At 68.4% G+C, this 20,615-nt stretch carries 17 protein-coding genes; 11 read left to right on the top strand and 6 right to left on the bottom strand.

Going from position 1 to position 20,615, the window contains the following annotated elements; genetic code table 11:
- Nucleotides 1-116: 116 nt before the first annotated feature.
- Complete coding sequence (locus CHB84_RS09900; protein WP_089301229.1) at nt 117-2,000, top strand: propionyl-CoA synthetase; 1,884 nt, start codon at nt 117-119, stop codon at nt 1,998-2,000.
- 66 nt (nt 2,001-2,066) lie between these two features.
- On the opposite strand, the gene CHB84_RS09895 is transcribed toward CHB84_RS09900, so the two are convergent.
- Nucleotides 2,067-2,897, bottom strand: a complete 831-nt coding sequence (locus CHB84_RS09895) for a helix-turn-helix transcriptional regulator (RefSeq protein WP_089301228.1) — start codon at nt 2,895-2,897, stop codon at nt 2,067-2,069.
- Nucleotides 2,898-3,029: 132 nt separating this feature from the next.
- Between CHB84_RS09895 and CHB84_RS09890 the strand changes: the two genes are divergently transcribed.
- The 6 genes from CHB84_RS09890 to CHB84_RS09865 all read left to right on the top strand — a co-directional run bounded on the left by CHB84_RS09890 (nt 3,030) and on the right by CHB84_RS09865 (nt 9,492).
- Nucleotides 3,030-4,061 carry a bile acid:sodium symporter family protein gene (locus CHB84_RS09890; RefSeq protein WP_089301227.1) on the top strand — a complete coding sequence of 344 codons (1,032 nt, stop codon included), beginning with the start codon at nt 3,030-3,032 and terminating at the stop codon, nt 4,059-4,061.
- Nucleotides 4,042-5,751 (top strand): dihydroxy-acid dehydratase, encoded by a 1,710-nt coding sequence (ilvD, locus tag CHB84_RS09885; RefSeq protein ID WP_089301226.1) that lies wholly within the window; start codon nt 4,042-4,044, stop codon nt 5,749-5,751. Before CHB84_RS09890 ends, ilvD begins: the two co-directional genes overlap by 20 nt.
- A gap of 340 nt (nt 5,752-6,091) precedes the next feature.
- Nucleotides 6,092-7,207 (top strand): WD40/YVTN/BNR-like repeat-containing protein, encoded by a 1,116-nt coding sequence (locus CHB84_RS09880; protein WP_089301225.1) that lies wholly within the window; start codon nt 6,092-6,094, stop codon nt 7,205-7,207.
- A complete protein-coding gene (locus CHB84_RS09875) occupies nt 7,204-7,500 on the top strand; it encodes a MoaD/ThiS family protein (RefSeq protein ID WP_089301224.1) in 297 nt (98 codons plus the stop codon). The genes CHB84_RS09880 and CHB84_RS09875 overlap by 4 nt, the downstream gene beginning before the upstream one ends.
- 226 nt (nt 7,501-7,726) lie before the next feature.
- Nucleotides 7,727-8,884 (top strand): MFS transporter, encoded by a 1,158-nt coding sequence (locus tag CHB84_RS09870; RefSeq protein ID WP_176439889.1) that lies wholly within the window; start codon nt 7,727-7,729, stop codon nt 8,882-8,884.
- A 158-nt stretch (nt 8,885-9,042) separates the two neighbouring features.
- Complete coding sequence (locus tag CHB84_RS09865; RefSeq protein WP_089301222.1) at nt 9,043-9,492, top strand: hypothetical protein; 450 nt, start codon at nt 9,043-9,045, stop codon at nt 9,490-9,492.
- A gap of 14 nt (nt 9,493-9,506) precedes the next feature.
- On the opposite strand, the gene CHB84_RS09860 is transcribed toward CHB84_RS09865, so the two are convergent.
- From CHB84_RS09860 to CHB84_RS09850, 3 genes are all read right to left on the bottom strand, one after another.
- Nucleotides 9,507-12,122 carry an SEC-C metal-binding domain-containing protein gene (locus CHB84_RS09860; RefSeq protein ID WP_089301221.1) on the bottom strand — a complete coding sequence of 872 codons (2,616 nt, stop codon included), beginning with the start codon at nt 12,120-12,122 and terminating at the stop codon, nt 9,507-9,509.
- Nucleotides 12,123-12,200: 78 nt separating this feature from the next.
- Nucleotides 12,201-12,848: a response regulator transcription factor gene (locus CHB84_RS09855; RefSeq protein ID WP_089301265.1), complete on the bottom strand. Its 648-nt coding sequence runs from the start codon at nt 12,846-12,848 to the stop codon at nt 12,201-12,203.
- Nucleotides 12,849-12,921: 73 nt separating this feature from the next.
- A complete protein-coding gene (locus tag CHB84_RS09850) occupies nt 12,922-14,190 on the bottom strand; it encodes a sensor histidine kinase (protein WP_089301220.1) in 1,269 nt (422 codons plus the stop codon).
- 185 nt (nt 14,191-14,375) lie between these two features.
- Here CHB84_RS09850 and CHB84_RS09845 point away from each other — a divergent pair, with 185 nt between their 5' ends.
- The 4 genes from CHB84_RS09845 (at nt 14,376) to CHB84_RS23495 (ending at nt 18,411) form a co-directional block, all read left to right on the top strand.
- Nucleotides 14,376-14,984 (top strand): hypothetical protein, encoded by a 609-nt coding sequence (locus tag CHB84_RS09845; protein ID WP_089301219.1) that lies wholly within the window; start codon nt 14,376-14,378, stop codon nt 14,982-14,984.
- A 117-nt stretch (nt 14,985-15,101) separates the two neighbouring features.
- Entirely contained in the window at nt 15,102-15,455 is a 354-nt protein-coding gene (locus CHB84_RS09840; RefSeq protein WP_245818652.1) for a DUF4190 domain-containing protein, read from the top strand.
- Between the two features lie 142 nt (nt 15,456-15,597).
- Complete coding sequence (locus CHB84_RS09835; protein WP_089301217.1) at nt 15,598-16,413, top strand: ArsR/SmtB family transcription factor; 816 nt, start codon at nt 15,598-15,600, stop codon at nt 16,411-16,413.
- 1,116 nt (nt 16,414-17,529) lie between these two features.
- Entirely contained in the window at nt 17,530-18,411 is an 882-nt protein-coding gene (locus CHB84_RS23495; RefSeq protein ID WP_425432293.1) for a lysozyme, read from the top strand.
- 3 nt (nt 18,412-18,414) lie between these two features.
- On the opposite strand, the gene CHB84_RS09825 is transcribed toward CHB84_RS23495, so the two are convergent.
- Both CHB84_RS09825 and CHB84_RS09820 read right to left on the bottom strand, forming a co-directional pair.
- A complete protein-coding gene (locus CHB84_RS09825; RefSeq protein WP_089301216.1) occupies nt 18,415-19,047 on the bottom strand; it encodes a protein-L-isoaspartate(D-aspartate) O-methyltransferase in 633 nt (210 codons plus the stop codon).
- A 7-nt stretch (nt 19,048-19,054) separates the two neighbouring features.
- Entirely contained in the window at nt 19,055-20,410 is a 1,356-nt protein-coding gene (locus tag CHB84_RS09820; protein WP_176439888.1) for an ATP-grasp domain-containing protein, read from the bottom strand.
- Between the last annotated feature and the right edge of the window lie 205 nt (nt 20,411-20,615).

Below are 20,615 nucleotides of genomic sequence, written 5' to 3'. Positions count from 1 at the left end.
AGCTTCCGGCTCCCATTCTGCTGGCGGAGAGCGCGATCTCTCCTATGGCTTCGTGGAACCGTGCCGTACGGGCGATCCTCGGATACGCTGGTTCGTCGACGCCGTGAGGAGATGAGATGGGCGCTTACGAAAAGACCTACCGCCGCAGCCTCGACGACCCCGAGGGATTCTGGCTGGAGGCTGCCGGTGCGATCGACTGGTCCGTGACGCCGAGCAGGGCGTTGGACGCCGCTGCCGCGCCGCTGTACCGGTGGTTCCCGGACGGGGAACTCAACACCTCATACAACGCGCTGGACCGGCACGTCGAACGCGGCCGTGGCGAGCAGCTCGCGCTGATCTACGACTCGCCGATGACCGGTACCGTCCGGCGGCTCACCTACGCGGAGTTGCGGGACGAGGTCGCGCGGTTCGCCGGAGCGCTGCGTTCGCTGGGTGTCGGCAAGGGCGACCGGGTGATCGTGTACATGCCGATGGTGCCCGAAGCGGTCGTGGCGATGCTGGCGTGCGCCCGGATCGGCGCCGTGCACTCGGTGGTCTTCGGCGGCTTCGCCCCCAAGGAGCTGGCCGCCCGGGTCGAGGACGCCAAGCCGAAGGCGATCCTCGCCGCCTCCTGCGGGCTCGAACCGGCCAGGGTCGTGGAGTACAAGCCGATCATCGAGGCCGCGCTGGAGACGACCGAGCACCAGCCGGAGGCTGTGGTCGTGTTGCAGCGCGACGCAGCCCGGGCCGAGCTGGGCGACCGGGACGTCGACTGGGGTGCCCTCGTGTCGGACGCCGAGCCGGTCGATCCGGTGCCGGTGGCGGCGACCGATCCGCTGTACGTGCTCTACACCTCGGGTACCACGGGTAAGCCGAAAGGCGTCGTGCGCGACACCGGCGGCCACGCTGTCGCGCTGGCCTGGTCGATGTCCGCGATCTACGACATCCGCCCCGGGGACGTGTGGTGGACCGCCTCGGACGTGGGGTGGGTCGTCGGCCACTCCTACATCGTGTACGCGCCGCTACTGGTCGGCGCGACGACGGTACTGTACGAGGGCAAGCCGGTCGGCACGCCCGACGCGGGCGCGTTCTGGCGGGTCATCGCCGAGCACGGCGTGCGCGCCCTGTTCACCGCCCCCACCGCGCTACGCGCGATCAAGAAGATGGACCCGGACGCGACGGAGCTCGTAAAGTACGACCTGTCGGCCTTCCGGACGCTGTTCATGGCGGGTGAGCGGCTGGATCCGGAGACGTACCACTGGGCACACGAGAAGCTCGGCACGCCGGTGATCGACCACTGGTGGCAGACCGAGACCGGCTGGCCGATCGCGGCGAACCCGCGCGGCCTGGAACCGATGCCGGTCAAACCCGGGTCGGCGACGGTCCCGGTGCCGGGCTGGGATGTCCGGATCCTGGACCAAGCCGGTGCCGAACTCGCGGCGGGGGTGGAAGGCGCGATCGCGATCCGGCTCCCGTTGCCGCCCGGTGCGCTGCCCACGCTGTGGGGCGACGATCAGCGCTACATCGAGACGTACCTGTCCAGCTACGACGGCTACTACGTCACCGGCGACTCCGGCTACTTCGACCAGGACGGCTACCTGTTCGTGATGGGCCGCACCGATGACGTCATCAACGTGGCAGGCCACCGCCTGTCGACCGGTTCGATGGAGGCCGTGCTGGCCGCGCACCCCGCCGTCGCCGAGTGCGCGGTGATCGGCGTACGTGACACGCTCAAGGGGCAGCTTCCGCGCGGTCTTGTGGTTCTCAAAGCGGGTTCGGAGGTCGGCGAGGAGGAGCTGCGGCAGGAGCTGGTCGCCGCGGTAGCCAGGGAGATCGGGCCGGTCGCCGCGTTCCGGGACGTCTCGGTGGTCGACGCGCTGCCCAAGACCCGGTCGGGCAAGATCCTCCGCAAGACGATGCGCGGCATCGCCGACGGCCGCGATGAACCCGTACCGTCCACAATCGAGGATCCGGCCGTGCTCGACGACCTGCGACCGGTGCTGCGGGAGGACAACGCCTGACCCGGTGTAGCGCACGACGGCCCGGCACGCGGGCCGGAGTGGCCAAGACACGGGGTGCGGCGCCGGTCACGCGGTGAGTTCGATGAGCTTGCCTGCGGCGTCGCTGTTCGGCGAGGGCGTGTAGACGACCACGTGCAGGTCCGGACAGTCCGACAAGGACAGCTGGTGGTGTTCGAGTAACAGGGGGCCTGCCTCGGGGTGGTGGAACTGCCGCTCCGTCGACGTGAAGTGGTCGACGTCGTGGGAGTCCCAGCCGCGGCGAAACGGTTCGCTCACCTCCCGGAGCCGCTGAACCAGCTCGGCGAACGGAGGATCGTGCACCCGCGCGCCCGCCTGCGCGCGGAACTGGGTCAGGAACCGGCGGCTGTCGGTCTCCCAGTCCGCGAGCAGCTCGTGTACATAAGGGTCGGTGAAGATGAGCCACAGGAGGTTGCGATTCGCCGGCGAGGTCTCTGCGATCCGGGGATAGAAACGTTCGTACGCCTGGTTCCAGGCGACGATCGACCAGTCGTGGGTGATCGCGTACGCCGGTGACGTGGTGAGCGCGTCCAGCAGGCGTTGCACGTGTTCCGGCGCGGTTCGTGTCGGCCCTTCGCCGGAATGGGCGAAGCCGTGGCCGGTCAGGTGGAGAACGTACGCGTGCTCGGCGGCGGACATGCGCATCGTCCGGGCCAGCGCGTCGACGACCTGCCTGGAGGGGTTGATCGCGCGCGCCTGCTCGAGCCAGGTGTACCAGGTGGCGCTGATGCCGGTGAGCAGGGCGACCTCTTCGCGCCGGAGCCCCGGCGCGTGCCGTCGCTCGGCCACCGGCAGCCCGGCATCGGCCGGGCTGATGTGTGCCCGTCGCGTCTTGAGGAAATCGGCGAGTTCGGACCTCGCGCGCGGACCGGTACTCACGTGTGCCTCCCACAACGTCGCGATCCGATCAGGGTATTAGTGCGAGTACTAGTACCAACAGTCGTCTGGGAATCGTGCCCGCGCGGTGGTTAGCCTGCACGCACCGATCGCGCTCGAGGAGAGGTCGTCACGATGAATGCTGTGAAACGCTTGAGCCAGTTCACCGGACGCTGGTTCGTACTGATCGTGCTCGTGGCAGGCGCACTCGCCTTCGCCGTTCCGGACGCGTTCGCCGGGGCGATCGTGGCGGTGCCCTGGCTGCTGGGTGTGATCATGCTCGGGATGGGCATGACGCTGCGCCCACGCGATTTCGCGGTGGTCGCCAGGCGCCCGTGGGCATTGCTGCTCGGTATCGTCGCCCAGTACGGGGTGATGCCCCTTGTCGGGCTCGCGCTGGCGTACGCGCTGAACCTCTCGGGCGCACTAGCGGTCGGGATGGTCCTGGTGGGCGCGGCGCCCGGTGGCACGGCGTCGAACGTGATGGTGTACCTGTCGCGGGGCGACACCGCGCTGTCCGTGGCCATGACGACGGTGTCGACGCTGCTCGCGCCGGTCCTGACCCCACTGCTGGTGGTGGCCTACGCGGGGCAGTTCCTGCCGGTGGATGCCGGTTCGCTGCTCGTGTCGATCCTGCAGATCGTGATCGCGCCGGTGGTACTGGGGTTGCTGCTGCGGATGGTGGTGCCGAGGTTGATCGAACACGTGCTGGAGGCTCTGCCGCTGGTCTCGGTCGCCGGTATCACTGCGGTGGTGATGGCGGTGGTCGCGGGCAGCGCGTCGACGTTGCTGGCGGTCGGTGCTGTGCTGGTGATCGCGGTGGTGCTGCACAATGCCGTGGGCCTGGGGCTGGGCTACGCGATCGCCCGTGTGTGCCGGGTTCCGGTTGCCAGCAGGCGCGCGGTCAGTATCGAGGTGGGCATGCAGAACTCCGGGCTGGCAGCGGCTTTGGCCGCCGCGCACTTCAGTCCACCTGCCGCGTTGCCCGCAGCGCTGTTCTCCGTGTGGCACAACGTCACCGGGCCCCTGCTTGCCAGCTACTGGTCACGCAAACCCACCGGCACGGACACCGGACAGCCAACCGTAGCGCCGGTAGCCGACGCTGGCACGGAGTCACCACAGCCGAGCGAGACTTCTGGAGGGACGCATGCCGCCGACGACTCCTGACACGCCTGCCGTGCGGCCTCGCAGCGGTGAGGTGACCGAAGGGTTGGACAAGACTGCGGCGCGTGGCCTGCTCCGGGCTGCCGGGCTCGGGGACGCGGACCTGGCCAAGTTCCAGGTCGGGGTCGCATCGTCCTGGAACGAGATCACGCCGTGCAACCTGAGTCTCGACCGGCTCGCAGGCGCTGTGAAGGACGGGGTGCACGCGGCGGGCGCATACCCGCTGGAGTTCGGAACCATCTCCGTCAGCGACGGTATCTCGATGGGGCACCGCGGCATGCACTTCTCGTTGGTGTCCCGCGAGGTGATCGCCGACAGCGTCGAGACGGTCATGGAAGCCGAGCGCATGGACGGATCGGTGCTGCTCGCAGGCTGTGACAAGTCGCTTCCCGGGATGCTGATGGCCGCCGCGAGGCTGGACCTGGCGAGCGTGTTCTGCTACGCGGGCACCGCGCTGCCGGGCCTGGTCACCACATCGGACGGCACACGACGGCAGGTCACCATCGTGGATGCCTTCGAAGCCGTCGGGGCGTGCTCACGCGGCCTGATGCCGCGCGACGACGTCGAGACGATCGAACGCGGCTACTGCCCGAGCGAAGGCGCGTGCGCCGGCATGTACTCCGCCAACACCATGGCCGGCGTGGGCGAGGCGCTGGGTATGTCACTGCCGGGCAGCGCCGCACCACCGGCGACGGACCGGCGTCGCTCGGTACATGCGCGTGAAGCCGGCAGGGCCGTTGTCGAGCTCCTCGCCAGGGACATCACGGCAAGGGACATCCTGACCCGGGAAGCGTTCGAGAACGCCGTCGCTGTGGTGATGGCGCTCGGGGGGTCGACGAACGCTGTCCTGCACCTGCTCGCGATCGCCCGTGAAGCCGAGGTCGAGCTGTCGCTGGATGACTTCGCGCGGATCAATGCCCGCGTGCCGCACCTGGCCGATGTCCGGCCGTTCGGCAGGCACGTCATGGTCGACGTCGACCGGGTTGGCGGGATCCCGGTGGTGATGAAGGCGCTGCTGGACGCAGGCCTCGTGCACGGTGATGCGCTGACGGTGACCGGTCGCACGCTCGCGGAGAACCTCGCCGAGATCGATCCGCCGTGTCCCGACGGCACCGTGCTGCGCCCGCCGGACGACCCCATCCATCCCACCGGCGGTATCACTGTGCTGAACGGATCGCTGGCTCCGGACGGGGCGGTGGTGAAATCGGCCGGATACGAAGGTACCGAGTTCTCCGGACCCGCGCGGGTGTTCGACGGGGAAAGCGCCGCGATGGACGCGTTCGCCGCCGGAACCATCTCCGCGGGCGACGTCGTCGTCATCCGCTACGAAGGGCCGAGAGGCGGACCGGGCATGCGGGAGATGCTGGCGATCACCGGCGCCATCAAGGGGGCCGGCCTCGGCAAGGATGTCCTGCTGCTCACCGATGGGCGGTTCTCCGGCGGCACCACCGGCCTGTGCGTGGGACACATCGCGCCCGAGGCCGCCGACACCGGTCCCATCGCCCTGGCGCAGGACGGCGACCGGGTTCGCCTCGACCTGCACAGTGGCAGCCTCGACCTGCTCGTCGACGGCGAGGAGCTGGCGCGGCGGAAGGAGCGCCACACGCCACGCGGGTCCGGGACCGCTCGCGGTGTCCTCGGCAGGTACGCGCGCATGGTCACCTCAGCGGCCAACGGAGCGACGTGCGGCTGACCACGCCCCGGCCCGAGCCGTGTCGGGCCTCTTGTCACCCCGTGTCGGCTGCCACGGCACTCTGCGACTGATGCGGCAGAGAGTCGTACGTGCGGGCCGAACCGCTGGTGGCGTCGCTGCCTGAGCCGATCCGGGCGAACGATGCATCGACAGGTGCGTGCGGCGTCGATCGGGCCCGCCGCTGCCGGGTGGCGCGATCCGCCGGGCGGGAGGGAACAGCAAACGGGGGCGTCGTCGCTGCGGTGGTTTCTGAAACGGGTCCGTCCCGGGTGCGATGAGTTCTGTGCGTGGCGGCAGTCAACACTGCGAGGCCACCTGTTCAGGAATGGAAGGAGCGCACATGAGCTCGGTACGTGTACTGGTAGGCACGCGCAAGGGAGCGTTCGTGCTTACCTCGGATGGCAGACGCGATCGATGGCAGGTCGACGGCCCGTTCTTCGGCGGCTGGGAGATCTACCACGTGGCAGGCTCACCCGCCGATCCGGACCGGCTGTACGTCTCGCAGTCCATGGACTGGTTCGGGCAGGTGATCCAGCGCTCGGACGACGGCGGCGCGAGCTGGGAGACAGTGGGGAACGAGTTCAGCTATGCGGGGGTGCCCGGCACGCACCAGTGGTACGACGGTACGGATCGCCCGTGGGAGTTCACCCGTGTCTGGCACCTTGAGCCGTCGCTGACGGACCCGGACACCGTGTACGCGGGCGTGCAGGACGCCGCGCTGTTCCGGTCGGTCGACGGCGGCGCGTCGTGGCACGAGCTGCGTGGGCTGCGGGAGCACGGTTCGGGCTCGTCCTGGCAACCAGGGGCGGGCGGGCTGTGCCTGCACACGATCGTGCAGCACCCGACGAAGGCGGAACGGTTGACCATCGCGATCTCCGCTGCCGGGGTGTTCCGCACCGACGACACCGGCGAGACATGGCAGCCGATCAACAAGGGCTTGCAGTCGGGAGGCATTCCCGCCCCCGAAGCCGAGGTCGGGCACTGCGTGCACCGCATAGCGACACACCCGTCACGCCCGGATGTGCTGTTCATGCAGAAGCACTGGGACGTCATGCGCAGCGACGACGCCGGGGACTCCTGGTACGAGATCAGCGGTGACCTGCCGAGTGACTTCGGCTTCCCCATCGCCGTGCACAGCCACGAACCGGACACGATCTACGTAGTGCCGATCAAGAGCGACGCCGAGCACTACCCGCCGGAAGGCAAACTGCGCGTCTACCGCAGCCGCACCGGCGGCTACGAGTGGGAGGCGCTGACCACCGGCCTGCCGCAGCAGCACGCGTACGTGAACGTGCTGCGGGACGCGATGGCCGTCGATGACCTCGACGAGTGCGGGGTGTACTTCGGCACCACCGGTGGCCAGGTGTACGCCTCTGCCGACGCCGGGGACAGCTGGGAACCGATCGTGCGGGACCTGCCGCCCGTGTTGTCCGTGGAGGTGCAGACGCTGCCATGATCCGCGTTGTACTGCCGACCCAGCTGCGCACGCTCGCGCGCATCGACGGGGAGGTCAGGCTCGAATTCGACGGCCAGGCCAGCCAGCGCACGGTCATCGACGCCCTCGAGGCGCGTTTCCCGGCGCTGCGCGGCACCCTGCGCGACCACGAGACCGGCAAGCGCCGTGCCTACGTGCGGTTCTTCGCGTGTGAGCAGGACCTCTCGCACGAGCCGGCCGACGCCCCGTTGCCGGAACCGGTCGTCTCCGGCGACGAGCCGTTCCTCGTGGTGGGTGCGATGGCCGGCGGCTGACGGCCGCGACAGGTAGGGGCGAACCCGACCGCGTGCGGGTGAGTGGAGTCCGGCTGATGTCGACCCCGGAGCCGTGCCCGTCGGGTAGTAGCGGGTGACTCGTGGTGCCCGCACCCCGGTGAAGCGCTGGCCGCGATCCGAGTTCTCCTGGGGCGCCGTCCAGCGGCGCCTGCCCAATCCCTGGGCATGTGGCCTCCGGCCCTGGACGTGCGGTATGCATGAGCGGATGAGCCGGAGTGGGAAGGCGCGTGCGCTGGCGGGAGCTGTCCTGCTGGATCTCGCGGTGAGCCCGCTGTTCATCTGGGACACCTTCACCAGCCGGCTGGCAGCGGAGCTCGGCGCCTCCGACACGGCGCTGAGCGTGGTGATCGCGGTGGGGCTGGCCTTGTTCACCGTGGGCGTGCTCGCGGGAGGCCGCATCGCCGACCGCGTCGCACCCCGCGGGCTCGCGCTGCTGAGCGCAGCCGGTGTCGTCGCGGGCCTCGCGGTCAGCGCCGCCGCCTCGTCGGTGCCGGTCCTGGTCCTCGGGTTCGGGGTACTGCTCGGCGCGGCCACGGGGACGGGGTATGCCACGGCCGTGCGGGTGGCCACGACCGTCCCGACCAGGCGAGGAATGGCGGTCGCACTGGTGGTCAGCGCCTACGCTGCCGGTGCCGTCGTGCTGGCCCCGGTGGCCGACCGGTTGCTCGTCATGGTCGGCCGTGCGGGAACGTTCGCCGCGCTGGCAGCCGTGCTCGGTGTCACGTTGATCCTTGCCGCGGTCCTGCTACCGGGTTCGACACCAGACGCGCGCACCGCGCCGGAGGCGAGCGGTCCCGCTGTCCGGCACCAAGCGGCGATACCCGCGCTGTGGGCGCTGTTCGCCCTCGGGTGCGCCCCCGCACTCGTCGCCTTCGCCCATGCCGGCCGATTCGCGGGAGGTCCGGAACTCGCCGCGATTGCCGTCGCCCTGCTCAACGCGGGCAACTTCGTCGGGCGGCTGGTCGCGGGCCCTGCCTGCGACCGGGTCGGGACGACCCGCGCCCTGCACGCCACAGCCGCCGCCCTGGTCGGTGCGTGTCTCGTGCTGGCGTTGTCCCACCACCCGTGGCTGTCGCTGGCCGCGTTGCTGGTGCTCGGCGCCCAGTACGGTGCGCTGTCCGTGCTGACCCCCTTGACGACAGCGTCAGCGGTACCACCGGCCCGATTCGGCACGGCGTACGGCATCGTGTTCAGCGGCTGGGGCGTCGTGGGGTTGACCGGGCCGGTCGCGGCGGCCTGGCTGGCAGGTAACACCGGCTACCGCCCGGTCGCTGCCGCGCTGAGCGTGGTGGGCGTGCTTGCGTGGCTCGCCACGGCGTGGACGTTGTCAGCTGTACGGCGGGCGACCCCCGCGCACGAGTGACCACGCGTGTCTGGCGTGCGGGCACCGCGTGTCGGGCCCCTGACCAGTCCATGTTGGCCAGTAGGGCAGCGGCCTGCGCACCTCGCGATCATCAAGCCGCACTCTGCGGGCTGGTAGCATCTCGCCTCGCTGGAGGTCGACCAGTCTGAGGGGTAGTTGTGGGTTTCTCCGTGGAACCGGACGCGGTGGCGTCGTTGAGCAAGCAGGTCGAGGACTTCCTGGGCAGGCTGGCTGCCCCCACGGCCGCGCCGACGCCGGAAGCGCTGATCGACGCTGCTCGCTACTACAGACCGACGGACAACGCGAGCGCGGAGCGCCTGGACGCGACCTACCCCGAGCATGACGTCACCGAAGCGCGCCGCGGCGTCGAGGACGTGACCGCGCTGGCTGGCACCTTCGAGGACGTCGCCGACCCGACGGGGAATTACCAGGCACCGAAGGACTACCACGACGAGTTTCCGCACGAACCTGCGTGGACGGATTCCTTGGGCACCATCGACCGCGCTGGTGGCAGGCCTGGGGTATCTGCATGGTTCGCGGACTGGGCGGTGGCTCGAACAGCAACAAGCGAGCAGTTCGCGGTACGACGAGGGCGGCTGGCGCCGTGAGCTTCGGGCCGTTATCAGAGGTCCAGGTCAGCGCGTAGCCGGTCGGGGTTCATAGCTCCGGGATTGTCGTCATCGACCGGGAACGAGTCGAGCAACCGCAGCAGGTCGTCCCGGCGGGTCGGGTCATCGGCGGCTTGGCGTGGGGTGAGCCCGGCGAGAGCGGGCAGCGGTTCGTCGAGCCATGTTCGCTCGTAATCCCGGATAACCTCGTGCAGCGTCGCGGCGACCTCGGGATCGGCATGGTCGAGTGATTGGTCACCGATGTGGTGGTTCGCTGCGTACTCGGAGGCTTGGCGGGTGTCGCGTATGGGTTGCCTCGACTCGTTCGTCACCCGGAGATCCGGGTCAAGTGAGCGAAGCATGGTGATCACGCGGTCGAGACGTCTCTCGCTGTTGGTGCTGACGGAGAGTTCGCCTTCCCGCAAGCGCAGGAACGTACGGACCTGTTGCATGCCGTGCGCAGTTACGTGCTCGAACCACTCGGCCCCGTCGCCGTCATCGGGGCCGTCGCTCCGGTCATATGTGGCATCCAGGGTGCCGGACAGCGCCGCGGGATCGCTCACTCGGAGCGTGGCCTCGCAGACAACAAGCGGGTCGCCTTCGGTGTTCGTGAGCGCCGGAGGTGCGAAGCGGCTGGTGAGAAAAGCGACCAGCTCATCGGCCTCCGGACCGGAGTCGAGCAACTCGAGTAGGTCGTCGCGTTGGTGCAGAGCTACGGGCTCGATGCCGCCGAAGAACTGCGCGGTCTCGCCCGCTGGGACGACGCGAGTGCACACCAGGTCGCCACGTCGCAGCTGCCGGCTGGCTGTCTGCTCACGCACCTGGTGGACGTCCCCGGTGCGCAAGTCGCGGACAATGACACACTCGCCCGGTCGGACGTCCTCGATGTCGAACAGGGACCGGTCCACCAGTAGCCACTGTTCGGCCAGCAGCTGTTCGTCATCCGGCAGTAGTGCGCCGCGTGTGGCGAGGAAGTGGGAGAACGCGCCACCTTCGAACAGCACCGCATCCGTGACCAGCGGGTCATTCATCGCGGTGAACAGTGCATCCTCGGAGTCGTCGTAGGTGGATCGCTCGGCCGCGGCAGTGATCAGCTGGGATGTCCAGGTGCTGTCGGAGAGGAACATGGCGGCCTTCTCGTACAGCCACGCTGCCCGTTCCTCAAGACCAGGTGTTTCCCCGTCCGGGTGGCACTTCTTGTACTTGCGGCCGGAACCGCACCAGCACGGGTCATTGCGTCCCAGGTCGGTTCGCTGGGTCGGCTGGAAACGCTCGAGCACCTCCCGCAGTGGGAAGTCGGGTGGCATGTCTGCTCGCCTCAGCAGGTTGATGCCGCGAGTAGCCTCCCCGCGGTCGCCCGCGTAGCGGGCGAGATCCACCAGTGTCAGCGGCCACTCCGGATCGAGGGTTCCTGCCGACTCCAGGGTACGCTCGGCCTGTTCCACGTCGTCGAGCAGCTCGAACGCCTTCGCGCGCAACCACCGTAGTGCGGGGCGAGCCTCGCGAGGGGCGAGCGGCTCGACCGTCTCGGCGAACAGCCCCAGTGCCGCCGCCTCACTTTTGTCCATTCCGGTGGCCTCGCGCAGCACAGCGTCGGCTACGGCCGGTTCGGCCAGTGCCGCCGCAGCCGCCCGGATGACCTCGCCGTCGTCATCCTCGATCGGAGCAGCGAACTCGCCCGACCTGGAAGCACCGGCGGGCTCGGCGGCGCCGGCTTCCTCATCGCTTCCGGTAGAGGCGGCGGCCAGCAGTGCGGCGCACCGTCGGTGGAGTGTGACGGCTACCTGTACGGCGAGGGCCTCTTCGTCAGTCAGGTCGTAACGCCGGGCGATGCTGCGGCCTTGAGTCTCGGTTCGCCAGTGAGCGAAGTCGAAGCCTTCGGCTGCGAGCCACTCACCGTCGCACGAGAACCCGAGCGAGCCCACAAGCGCACCGAGCGGCGCCATTGCCTGCGTGAACAGCTCGGGATCGTCGGCGCAGGCCGTCCAGATGGCGCCATGGATCTCCACGGGTTGTTCCGGGTCGTCGGGCAGCAGAGCGCGGAGCCGTTGACCGAGCGAGTCTGCCGCATCGGCCGTCTCCTGCGGCTCGGTGACGGATTCCAGCCGCAGTCCCTCCGGCGTCACACGCAGCCCTACGAGGTCCCCTTCGTAGACGTCCATCGCGTGCAGTGTTCCTGCCGGAAGCAGGAAGCTACCGTACTCACCTATGGCGTCCCACGAGATGTCGCGCTCGGCCAGCACCCCGTCGTTGATCCCCGGCAGCACCTCGATGATTCGCGAACCGTCCGTCAGCCGCTGGTAGCACGGTAGCTCCAGCAGGTAGGACAGGGGATCGAGGTCCGGGTTCGTGTGCAGTAGGTCGTGGCTGATCTCGTTGCCGGTAAGGCGGCGCGTGAGTATCCGACCATCCAACAGGCTGGGCAGCCAAGCCCATCGACCGTCGACCAGCGGCACCACCGGCACGTTGTCTGCTGATTCCGTGACGACCCGGCCCGGGTCCTCGATCGTGATGCCGCGCTGTGCCAGCTCGGCGATGAGCTCCTCATCGGCCAGCGACCCGTGCTGAGCAAGCACCTCGATGACGGAGCCTGCCGGTTCCGGGTACTCCGTGAGGTTTGCTTCGGTCATACGCCGAACGTACTCCTGCACGGCTGGCGGTCGGGATTCGGCTGTCGTCCTACCGACGCTGGTGATCCGGCCGGTCCGTCACGGTGTGACCAGGCCGGCTTCGTAGGCGAAGATCGTCAGTTGCACCCGGTTGCCCACATCGAGTTTGTGGAAGCAGCGGGTGATGTGGGTTTTCACGGTCGCCTCGCTGAGATGAAGTTCGTTGCCGATGTGGGCGTTGGACTTGCCCTGGGCGACAGCGGTGACGATCTCGCGTTCTCGCTCGGTGAGCGCGCCCAGTCCTTCGCGGGCTCGTGCGCGATTCGCGTTCGCGGCGCCCAAAGCGAAGTGCGCGATGAGGCTCTTCGTCATGCGCGGGGAAAGCATGGCATCACCCCTGGCAACGACCCGGACGGCGTTGATGATGTCCTGCGGCGACTCTTCCTTGAGCAGGAAGCCCGCGGCGCCTGCTGCGAGGGCGTCGAAAGCGTACTGGTCGAAGTCGAACGTGGTCAGAACGATGACCTTGGGCGATCGCGGTGCGGCAACCACCTCCGCGGTCGCGCGAATGCCGTCCATTCGAGGCATCCGCACGTCCATGAGGACGATGTCCGGAGCGTGCTGGTGTACGAGCGTTACGGCTTGGTCCCCGTCGGTAGCCTCGTCGACGACCGTGATGTCGTCGACACTGTTCAGAATCATGGATACCCCGGTGCGGGCCATCGGGTCGTCGTCGACGAGGAGCACCTTCAGCTCTCGCCTGTCCTCCTGTTGCCGCGCAGTGCCGTGTGTCACCTCGCCATGGTAAGTGCGGGAGTGATCACGATGGTCGCGGCCACGGTAACCAAGCACTGAGCGCGAAGGTCCCTTCCTCGGTGGCGCCCGCGCTGACCGTGCCACCGAGTAGCGAGACCCGCTCGCGGACGCCGGGCAAGCCGGTGCCATTGCCCGTCGATGCCTCCGTCGGCGGGCCGTCCGGTAGCGTGTTGACAACCTCGACGCTGAGCCCGGCTCCTGGTCCACCCCGCACGGTCACCTCCGTGGTGGCGCCCGGTGCGTGCCGGACGACGTTCGTCAGAGCTTCCCGGGTGATGCGGTAGGCGGCCGCGCCGAGCGCGCTGGGCGCTGCGGAGGAATCGTCGATCAGGATCGTCGTGTTGACCGGCTGACCAGCCTGCCGAGACGACGCGATCACCTCGGGGATGTCGGCCAGCGTGGGCTGCGGTCGCTCGGGCTCGGCCGGACCGGCTTCACCCGTCGGTAGCTGCCCTTCCTTCAGCACCCCGATCACGTGTCGCAGATCGTCGAGCGCGTCCTTGGCCGTGCTACGCACCGAGCGTGCAGCCTCGGCGGTTCGCGAACCCGCGTCCGCCCCGCTGACTTCGAGTGCGCCGGCTTGCAGCGACAGGATGGACAGCCGGTGGCCGAGGACGTCGTGCATCTCGTGGGCGATCCGGGAGCGTTCCTCCTGTCTGGCGACCTCGGCTCGCAGTTGCTGTTCCTTGACGTCGCGGCGGCTCAGATCCCTGCGCGTACTCCGCCACAGGCCGATAGCCACCGGAACCGACGTCAGCACCGCGGCGGTCAGGATGACCGCGAACAGCGGCACGTCGACGCGCTCGGCCGTTGTTTCCGCCCCGGCGAACATCTGCATCACCGAGATTTCCGGATGCCTGTTCGCGTCCCGTTCGACCGCGAGGATCGTCGCCACGAAGACGAAGGTCGTACCAGCCCACAAAACGTGGTCCCGGCGGCTGGCCGCCAGGGCGGCGAGCGCGATGAGCGCCGCCAGCGCCTCGGCGATGAGTAGCAACGGCGGCACGATCGCGATACCGGTCACGAGTGCCGGGTGGCGGTGCCGCCATCGCAGCGCGATGGCGGCACCGACGGCCGTGAGAAAGCTGGTTGTCGCCAGCCAGGCGGGCGGTAGGTCGTCGGGCACCTCGGCGAACACCTGCGCTCCGAGTACGAAGAAACTGCTGAACACGCTGGCTGCGATGACGAGCGTGGTGACGACCCCGTCCTTGACGCGGCGCGCCCGGGCTCGCCCGGCGGAGGGCGCAATGGTGTCCCGGGTAGCTGCGGTCATACCGCGCAGCCTACGACCGAAGTGCGACAACTCCGCATCCGAGGAAGGGCTGACATTCCCGGCAGGGGGGGACGACTTTGGTCGTAGCTGTCTCCATGCCTGCGGTCGACGCGGCGCGCAGGCGCTGTGCGGTTTGCTTCTGGCTATCCGGAACGTCCGACGACATTCGCGAAGGAGCATCAGCTATGAAACGCACGACCGCGTTGTTCGCAGGCGCAGCGGTCATGTTCATGCTTGCCGGCTGCCAGACGGGTCCCGCATCGGGATCCGGGGCCGACGTGATCGACGACGAGACCGTCGAGAACGGTAGCGAGAACGGTGACAGTGAGGCTCAGGAAGATGAGAGCGAGTACGGCACCCGCGCCAATCCACTGGAGATCGGCACGAGGATCGAGATGGGGGAGTGGTCGCTCGCGGTCACCGATGTGAACCCGGACGCTACCGACGAGGTTCTGGCTGCCAACGAGTTCAACGAAGCACCTGCGGACGGGCGGCAGTTCGTCATGTTCAGCGTGGATGCCAGCTACCACGGTGAGGAGTCCGGCACGGCCTGGCTCGACTTCAGCTGGGCCGTCGTCGGCTCGGCCGGCAACACCTTCGGTGGCGAGTCGATGGACGACTACTGCGGGGTGGTTCCTGATCCGCTCGACGACACCGGGGAAACGTACCCGGGCGGTGACGTGAGCGGGAACGTGTGCATCTCAGTGCCTGCCGATCAACTGGACGGCGGGACCATCCGGATCCAGGAGACCTTCGAGTTCGGCGACACGCGTGCCTTCTACTCACTCGCGTGAGCTGCGCGCAGGCAAACCACTGGAACCAGTGGCGTGCCGCTCACCCAGCTTCGTGTACTTCCCCGGCTGAACCGTCGGTACGGGCTTCGCCGGGTACTTGTCGAGAAAGGAATGATCATGACTCAGGAGCAGGATACTCCCTCGCGGACGCGTGAGCCCCGCAACGGTTTCGGCATTACCGCGCTCGTTCTGGCGTTCGTGGGCCTTGTGTTCGGGCTGGTCCCGCTGACCGGGTTCATCGGCTTCACGCTCGGGGTGCTCGCGGTGCTGTTCGGCTTCCTCGGGTGGGGCCGAGCACGCCGCGGGGTGGCGACGAACAAGACGATGTCGGTGATCGGCGGGCTGCTCGGCGGTTGCGCGATCGCTCTCGGCATCTGGGGTATGAGCGTCGTGTTCGGCGCGTTCGACGAGCTCGGCGAGGATCTGGATCGGATCAGTGCGGGTGTCGAACGCGAAGCGGGCGAACTGTAGGCGGGATGGGTAGCTGTCGCCGTTACGTGCCGTGGGCGCGGTAGTCGACGGGAGTGCCGGTGCCGGACAACCACTTGACATGCAGCCGCCTGGCTGCGTAAATAGTCATGCAGCCAAACGGTTGCATGACTGGGTGAGGTTCATGGACGAGGTGTTCAAGGCGCTGGCCGACGGCAGCCGCCGGCGGCTGCTCGACAGCCTGAACGCTCGCAACGGTCAGAGCTTGCGGGAGCTGTGCGCGGGGCTGGATATGGCCCGGCAGTCGGTGAGCAAGCACCTGGCAGTGCTGGAGGCAGCCGGCCTCGTGACCACGGTGTGGCAGGGCAGGCAGAAGCTGCACTACCTCAACCCGGTGCCCATTCACCAGATCGCGGAACGGTGGATCAGGCAGTACGAGCGTGGACACATGGTCGCGCTGGCCCACCTCAAGCACTCCCTGGAAGGAACTGTCATGAGCAAACCCGAGTTCGTCTACGTGACCTATATCCAGGCCACCGCCGAGGAGCTGTACCAGGCGCTGACCGACCCCGAGTTCATCAAGGTCTACATGGGCAACACGGGTCCACAGTCGGACTGGCAGGTGGGCTCGCCCGTGCTGTGGAAGTCACAGCCGGACGGTGAGTTCGAGGATCTCGATCAGCGGGTGCTCGAGGCCGAGCCCGGCAAGCGGCTGTCCTACACCTGGCACACGCTCCAGCCGATGCATCGTGAGCTGTTCGACTCCGACGAGGAGTTCGAAGAGGCGCGCAAGGAGCGGTCCAGGGTCACGTTCGACATCGAGCCGGCCGAGGTGCCCGAGCTGGGCGTCAAGCTGACGATCACCCACGACGGTTTCGACAGCCCGGACAGCAAGATGCTGGAAAGCGTCAGCGGTGGATGGGTCATGATCCTTTCGGGTTTGAAGACAGTACTCGAAGGGGGGACGTGGCTCTCGGAACGGCAGGGGGTGGAGCGATAGCCATTGCCGGCAGGCACGCACTATGTCCCTGTGTGCGCAAAAGACCAGGTAACAGAGGTTTCAACCGTGCAAAGGCAGGAGGGCTGCCGCACCGCGCGCATGACGCTGAAACCGGGCTTCACCGGAGATTTCTACCTCATGCGGTGCGCAGTCTGGCGAACGGTATTTCACGCGAACTAGTGACAAAGCGCACGAGGTGGGTAACAATGCTTCACTGACCGTGAAAACAGCACCTCAATCGCTGCCTGCGAGGCATGACCGGTCCGGGTGGCACCGTGGAGGACCAGTTCGATGCCCCAAGACCCCGGGCAGCGGGAGAGCACGTTCTGGCGTGACGCCGTCGCCGCGGCCGCCGGAATCGCGCTGGTCGCATCGGTCCTACCCGGCCGCGCTGGCACGGACGCCGCGCATGTGGCGGAGCTTCTGGCGCCTAGCGAACTCGCGGCAACCGGCGACCTGGTCGACGAAGCGGAGTCGCGACGGCACGACAGCGTGTTCTGGCGGCATGTATACGAGCAGGCGCGCCAGTCATCCGGTGCGATGCGCGAGGACGACGTGACGTTGCCGCCACTGCCGGGTCCGGCACGTGAACCGGAGGCACCGGCGCCGGAGGAGGTCGAGGTTCCGCTCGCGGGTCTGGCGGCCGCTGCCGATGATCTGCCCGCGCCGTTGCCGGAGGGGAGCTCCTTCGCGGAGCGGGAGTTGCCGGTGCCCGTCGACGGGTTGGCGGAGACGACAGAGGCATTCGAGATTCCGGTGCCGCTGCTGGAATGGCAGGCCGAACCCCGCCCGGAGGAGGCCAGGATACTGGCACTGCCGCAGCCGGAAGCCGCACCGGTTCCGGAGGCCGCGCGCCCGCTCGGACCCGAAGCGGTGCCGTCCGAGCCCGAACCGGCACCGCCCCAGGCCGGACCGGCGCCGTCCGGCCCCGTCGAAATGCCGCTGTCGGCCTCCGATGATCTGCCCGCGCCGTTGCCGGAGGGGAGCTCCTTCGCGGAGCGGGAGTTGCCGGTGCCCGTCGACGGGTTGGCGGAGACGACAGAGGCATTCGAGATTCCGGTGCCGCTGCTGGAATGGCAGGCCGAACCCCGCCCGGAGGACGCCAGGATACTGGCGCTGCCCCAGCGCGCCGTCCCGCCCGTCGCGAATGCCGATACCGGCGGCGCCACTGTCGAGTCCGGACGGGACGAGAGTGAGCCCGCGCCGGCACCCCCGCGCGAAGAGCCATCCGGTGACGAAACAGCCGACGACGACGGCGCCGAGGAAGCGACCACCGAGGAGGAGACCACCGAGGAGCAGCCGGACATCGCAGACCAGCTCGCGGATGCGGCGGACACCGTTGTCGAGCTGGTGAAGGGGGACGACTCGGTCGTGCAGCACGGCATCGACGTCAGTGGCTGGCAGGGCCGGGTGGACTGGCAGCATTGGTGGGACGAGGGCAAGCGTTTCGCCTACATCAAGGCCACCGAAGGCACCGACATCACCAACTCCGACTTCGCGCACCAGTACGCCGGAGCGCGCGACGTCGGGATGATCCGAGGCGCTTACCATTACGCCCTTCCGAACGAGTCGAGCGGAGCGGCGCAGGCGAACTTCTTCGTCGACAACGGCGGGGCTTGGAGCGCCGACGGGCAGACGCTTCCCGGTGTGCTGGACATCGAGTTCAACCCGTACGGCCCCACCTGTTTCGGCATGACCGAGTCCGCCATGGTGTCCTGGATCGAGGACTTCCACGACACGTACCACGAGCGCACCGGTCGCTATCCCGTTTTCTACACCAACACCAAGTGGTGGAAGCGATGCGTGGGTACCCGGCACGGGTTCGACGAGACAGTACCGCTGTGGATCGCGCGCTACGCGGATGACGCCGGTGAGCTCCCCCCGGGCTGGGGTGAGTACACCATCTGGCAGTACACCGACAGCCCGCTGGACAAGAACGAGTTCAACGGCAGCTACCGGGAGCTGGTCGAGCTCGCACGCGGCGGGCTGCTCGAGTGAGACTCAGGCGTGGCGCCCCTGCAGGCGTACGAACCTGGCTGGGGCGATCGTCTCGCGAGTGACCAGGCCGCCGTCGTTGCGCTCGAGAAGCGTGACCTGCTCCTGGCCACTGGGGCCAATGGGAAGGACGATCCGGCCACCCGGCCGGAGCTGCTCGGCAAGCGGCGCCGGTACGTGCGGGCACGCCGCGGAGACGGCGATGGCGTCGAACGGCGCATGATCGGGCGCCCCGGCACTGCCGTCACCGACGAGCGCGGTCACGTTGCGCACCCCCTGCTCCGCGAGCGCGCGTTCGGCCCGCTCGACCATGTCCTGCCACCGGTCGATCGTCACCACTTCCGAGGCCAGCTGGGCCAGCAGCGCGGTCGCGAAGCCGCTACCCGTGCCCACCTCGAGCACGCGCTCGGTACCGGACAGCTCCAGCGCCTCGAACATCCTGGCTGACAACCACGGCTGCGTCGAGGTTTGGTCGTGGGTGATGGGGACGGGTTCGTCGACGTAGGCCGAGCCGGCTCGTTCGGCCGGTACGAACGCGGCGCGCGGCAGGCGGCGCAACGCGTCGAGTACCCGCTCGTCCCGCACTCCCTTCGCGCGGACCGCGCGGGCGAGATCCTCCGCCGACGACACTCCAGTCATGCTCAGGTCACCCTGCCTCCATGGTAGGACGTGGCGTGCCTGCCACGAGCCCGCTCGGCACACCGACCGGTGCCACGGTCCTGCCGTCGGTCAGCCGCAGCGCGAGCCCGCCGACCGCGGTCTCGGCGCGCTCCCGTGCCGCGCGCCCCGCCGGATCGACCACAAGGACGTGGCCGAGGTAGGCGTCGTTGCTACGCGGGCGGCGGATCGCGGCGGGCGTGGGAACGGACCACCGCACCACCGCGGGATCGGCATCGAGGTGTGCCGTGCCGTGCACTTCCTGGAGGGTGCCCTCGACGGGCGACATGACGAAGAAGACAGCGGCGCTTCCCGAAGGGGCCTCGGCGGTCAGGGTCGGTGCCGAGGCGGTGCCGACCTGCGGGTTCCTGCCGAGACTGAGCTCGACGAGTAGCTCGAGCGGGTGGGTTCCGGTGACGCGGTGAACGAGGTCGAAGATGTACCCGCCCGCCTGCCTGGGGTTGATCTCGACGATACGAGGCCCGTTCGGGGTCAGCCGCACCTCGGTGTGTGTCAACCCGTGCGTGTACCCGATCGCGTCGAGAGCGGCGCGCACGTAGGCCTCGACGTCCCTGGCCTCCTCCCGGTCCAAAAGGGCGGGGAACATGTGGCCCGACTCCACGAACGCCGGCGCGCCGGTGACAGTCTTGTCGGTGATCCCGATGATCGTGGTCTCGCCGTGACAGGTGGCTGCCTCGACGCTGAGCTCCTGCCCGTCGATCAGCTGCTCGAGCAGCACTGCGCGTTCGAGCGGCTGGTCCCGTGTGTTGCGCTCGGTGCCGGTGATCTCCCAGAACGCGTCCTTGAGGCTCGCGTCGTCGTCGATCCGGCGTACGGCGGTCCCCGCGTTGAGGTCGGTCGGCTTGGCGACGAGCGGGTACCCGATCTCCGCGGCCGCGGCGAGGCAGTCCTCCCAGGTCCGGGTGACTGCGAAGGCCGGGTTGGCCAACCCGGCATCCTGGAGGGCCTTGCGGACGAGGTGTTTACGGGTCGCCACGCGCATGACCTCACCGGACGGTCCGGCCAACCCGAGAGCGTCGGCGACCTCGGCCACCGCTTCGAGGTAGTAATCACATGTGGTGAGTACGCCGTCGATCCTGTCGCGGGTAGCCACAGCGCGGGAGGCATCGACCAGGCGTGCCGTGTCGTTGGTGTCCACCCGCACGATCTCGTCCGCCTCGGCGACGACGGGGTGCGTCTGCCCGTCCGGGCAGGCCGGGTACAGGTCGGGATCCCTTGTGAGCAGGACGTAGCGATGTCCCAGACGTTTGATGACGCCGGGCAGGCTGTGGCCGGTGGACCGCATCCAGCTCTCGATCATCAGCAACGTTGCCAAGTCACTCACCCACTCCGTCTCGCCCCGCACCGGACCCACCGGTACTGCCGTCGTCCACAACCCCCAGCGGTAAAGAACGTGAGAATCATGTTCATTCGGTGGCATTCTGGCACAGAGCTGACCTGCGGTGACCGTGACCTGATCGTGTCAACCGGTACGTCCGGTCCGGGGTTCGGGACAATCACGTGCCCGATCACTCCGGATGCTCTAGTGT

The organism is Haloechinothrix alba (assembly GCF_900188115.1).
GTDB classification, from domain to species: domain Bacteria; phylum Actinomycetota; class Actinomycetes; order Mycobacteriales; family Pseudonocardiaceae; genus Haloechinothrix; species Haloechinothrix alba.
Note: the sequence above shows the minus strand (reverse complement) of the source record. Positions and strands in the feature narration are given on the sequence as shown.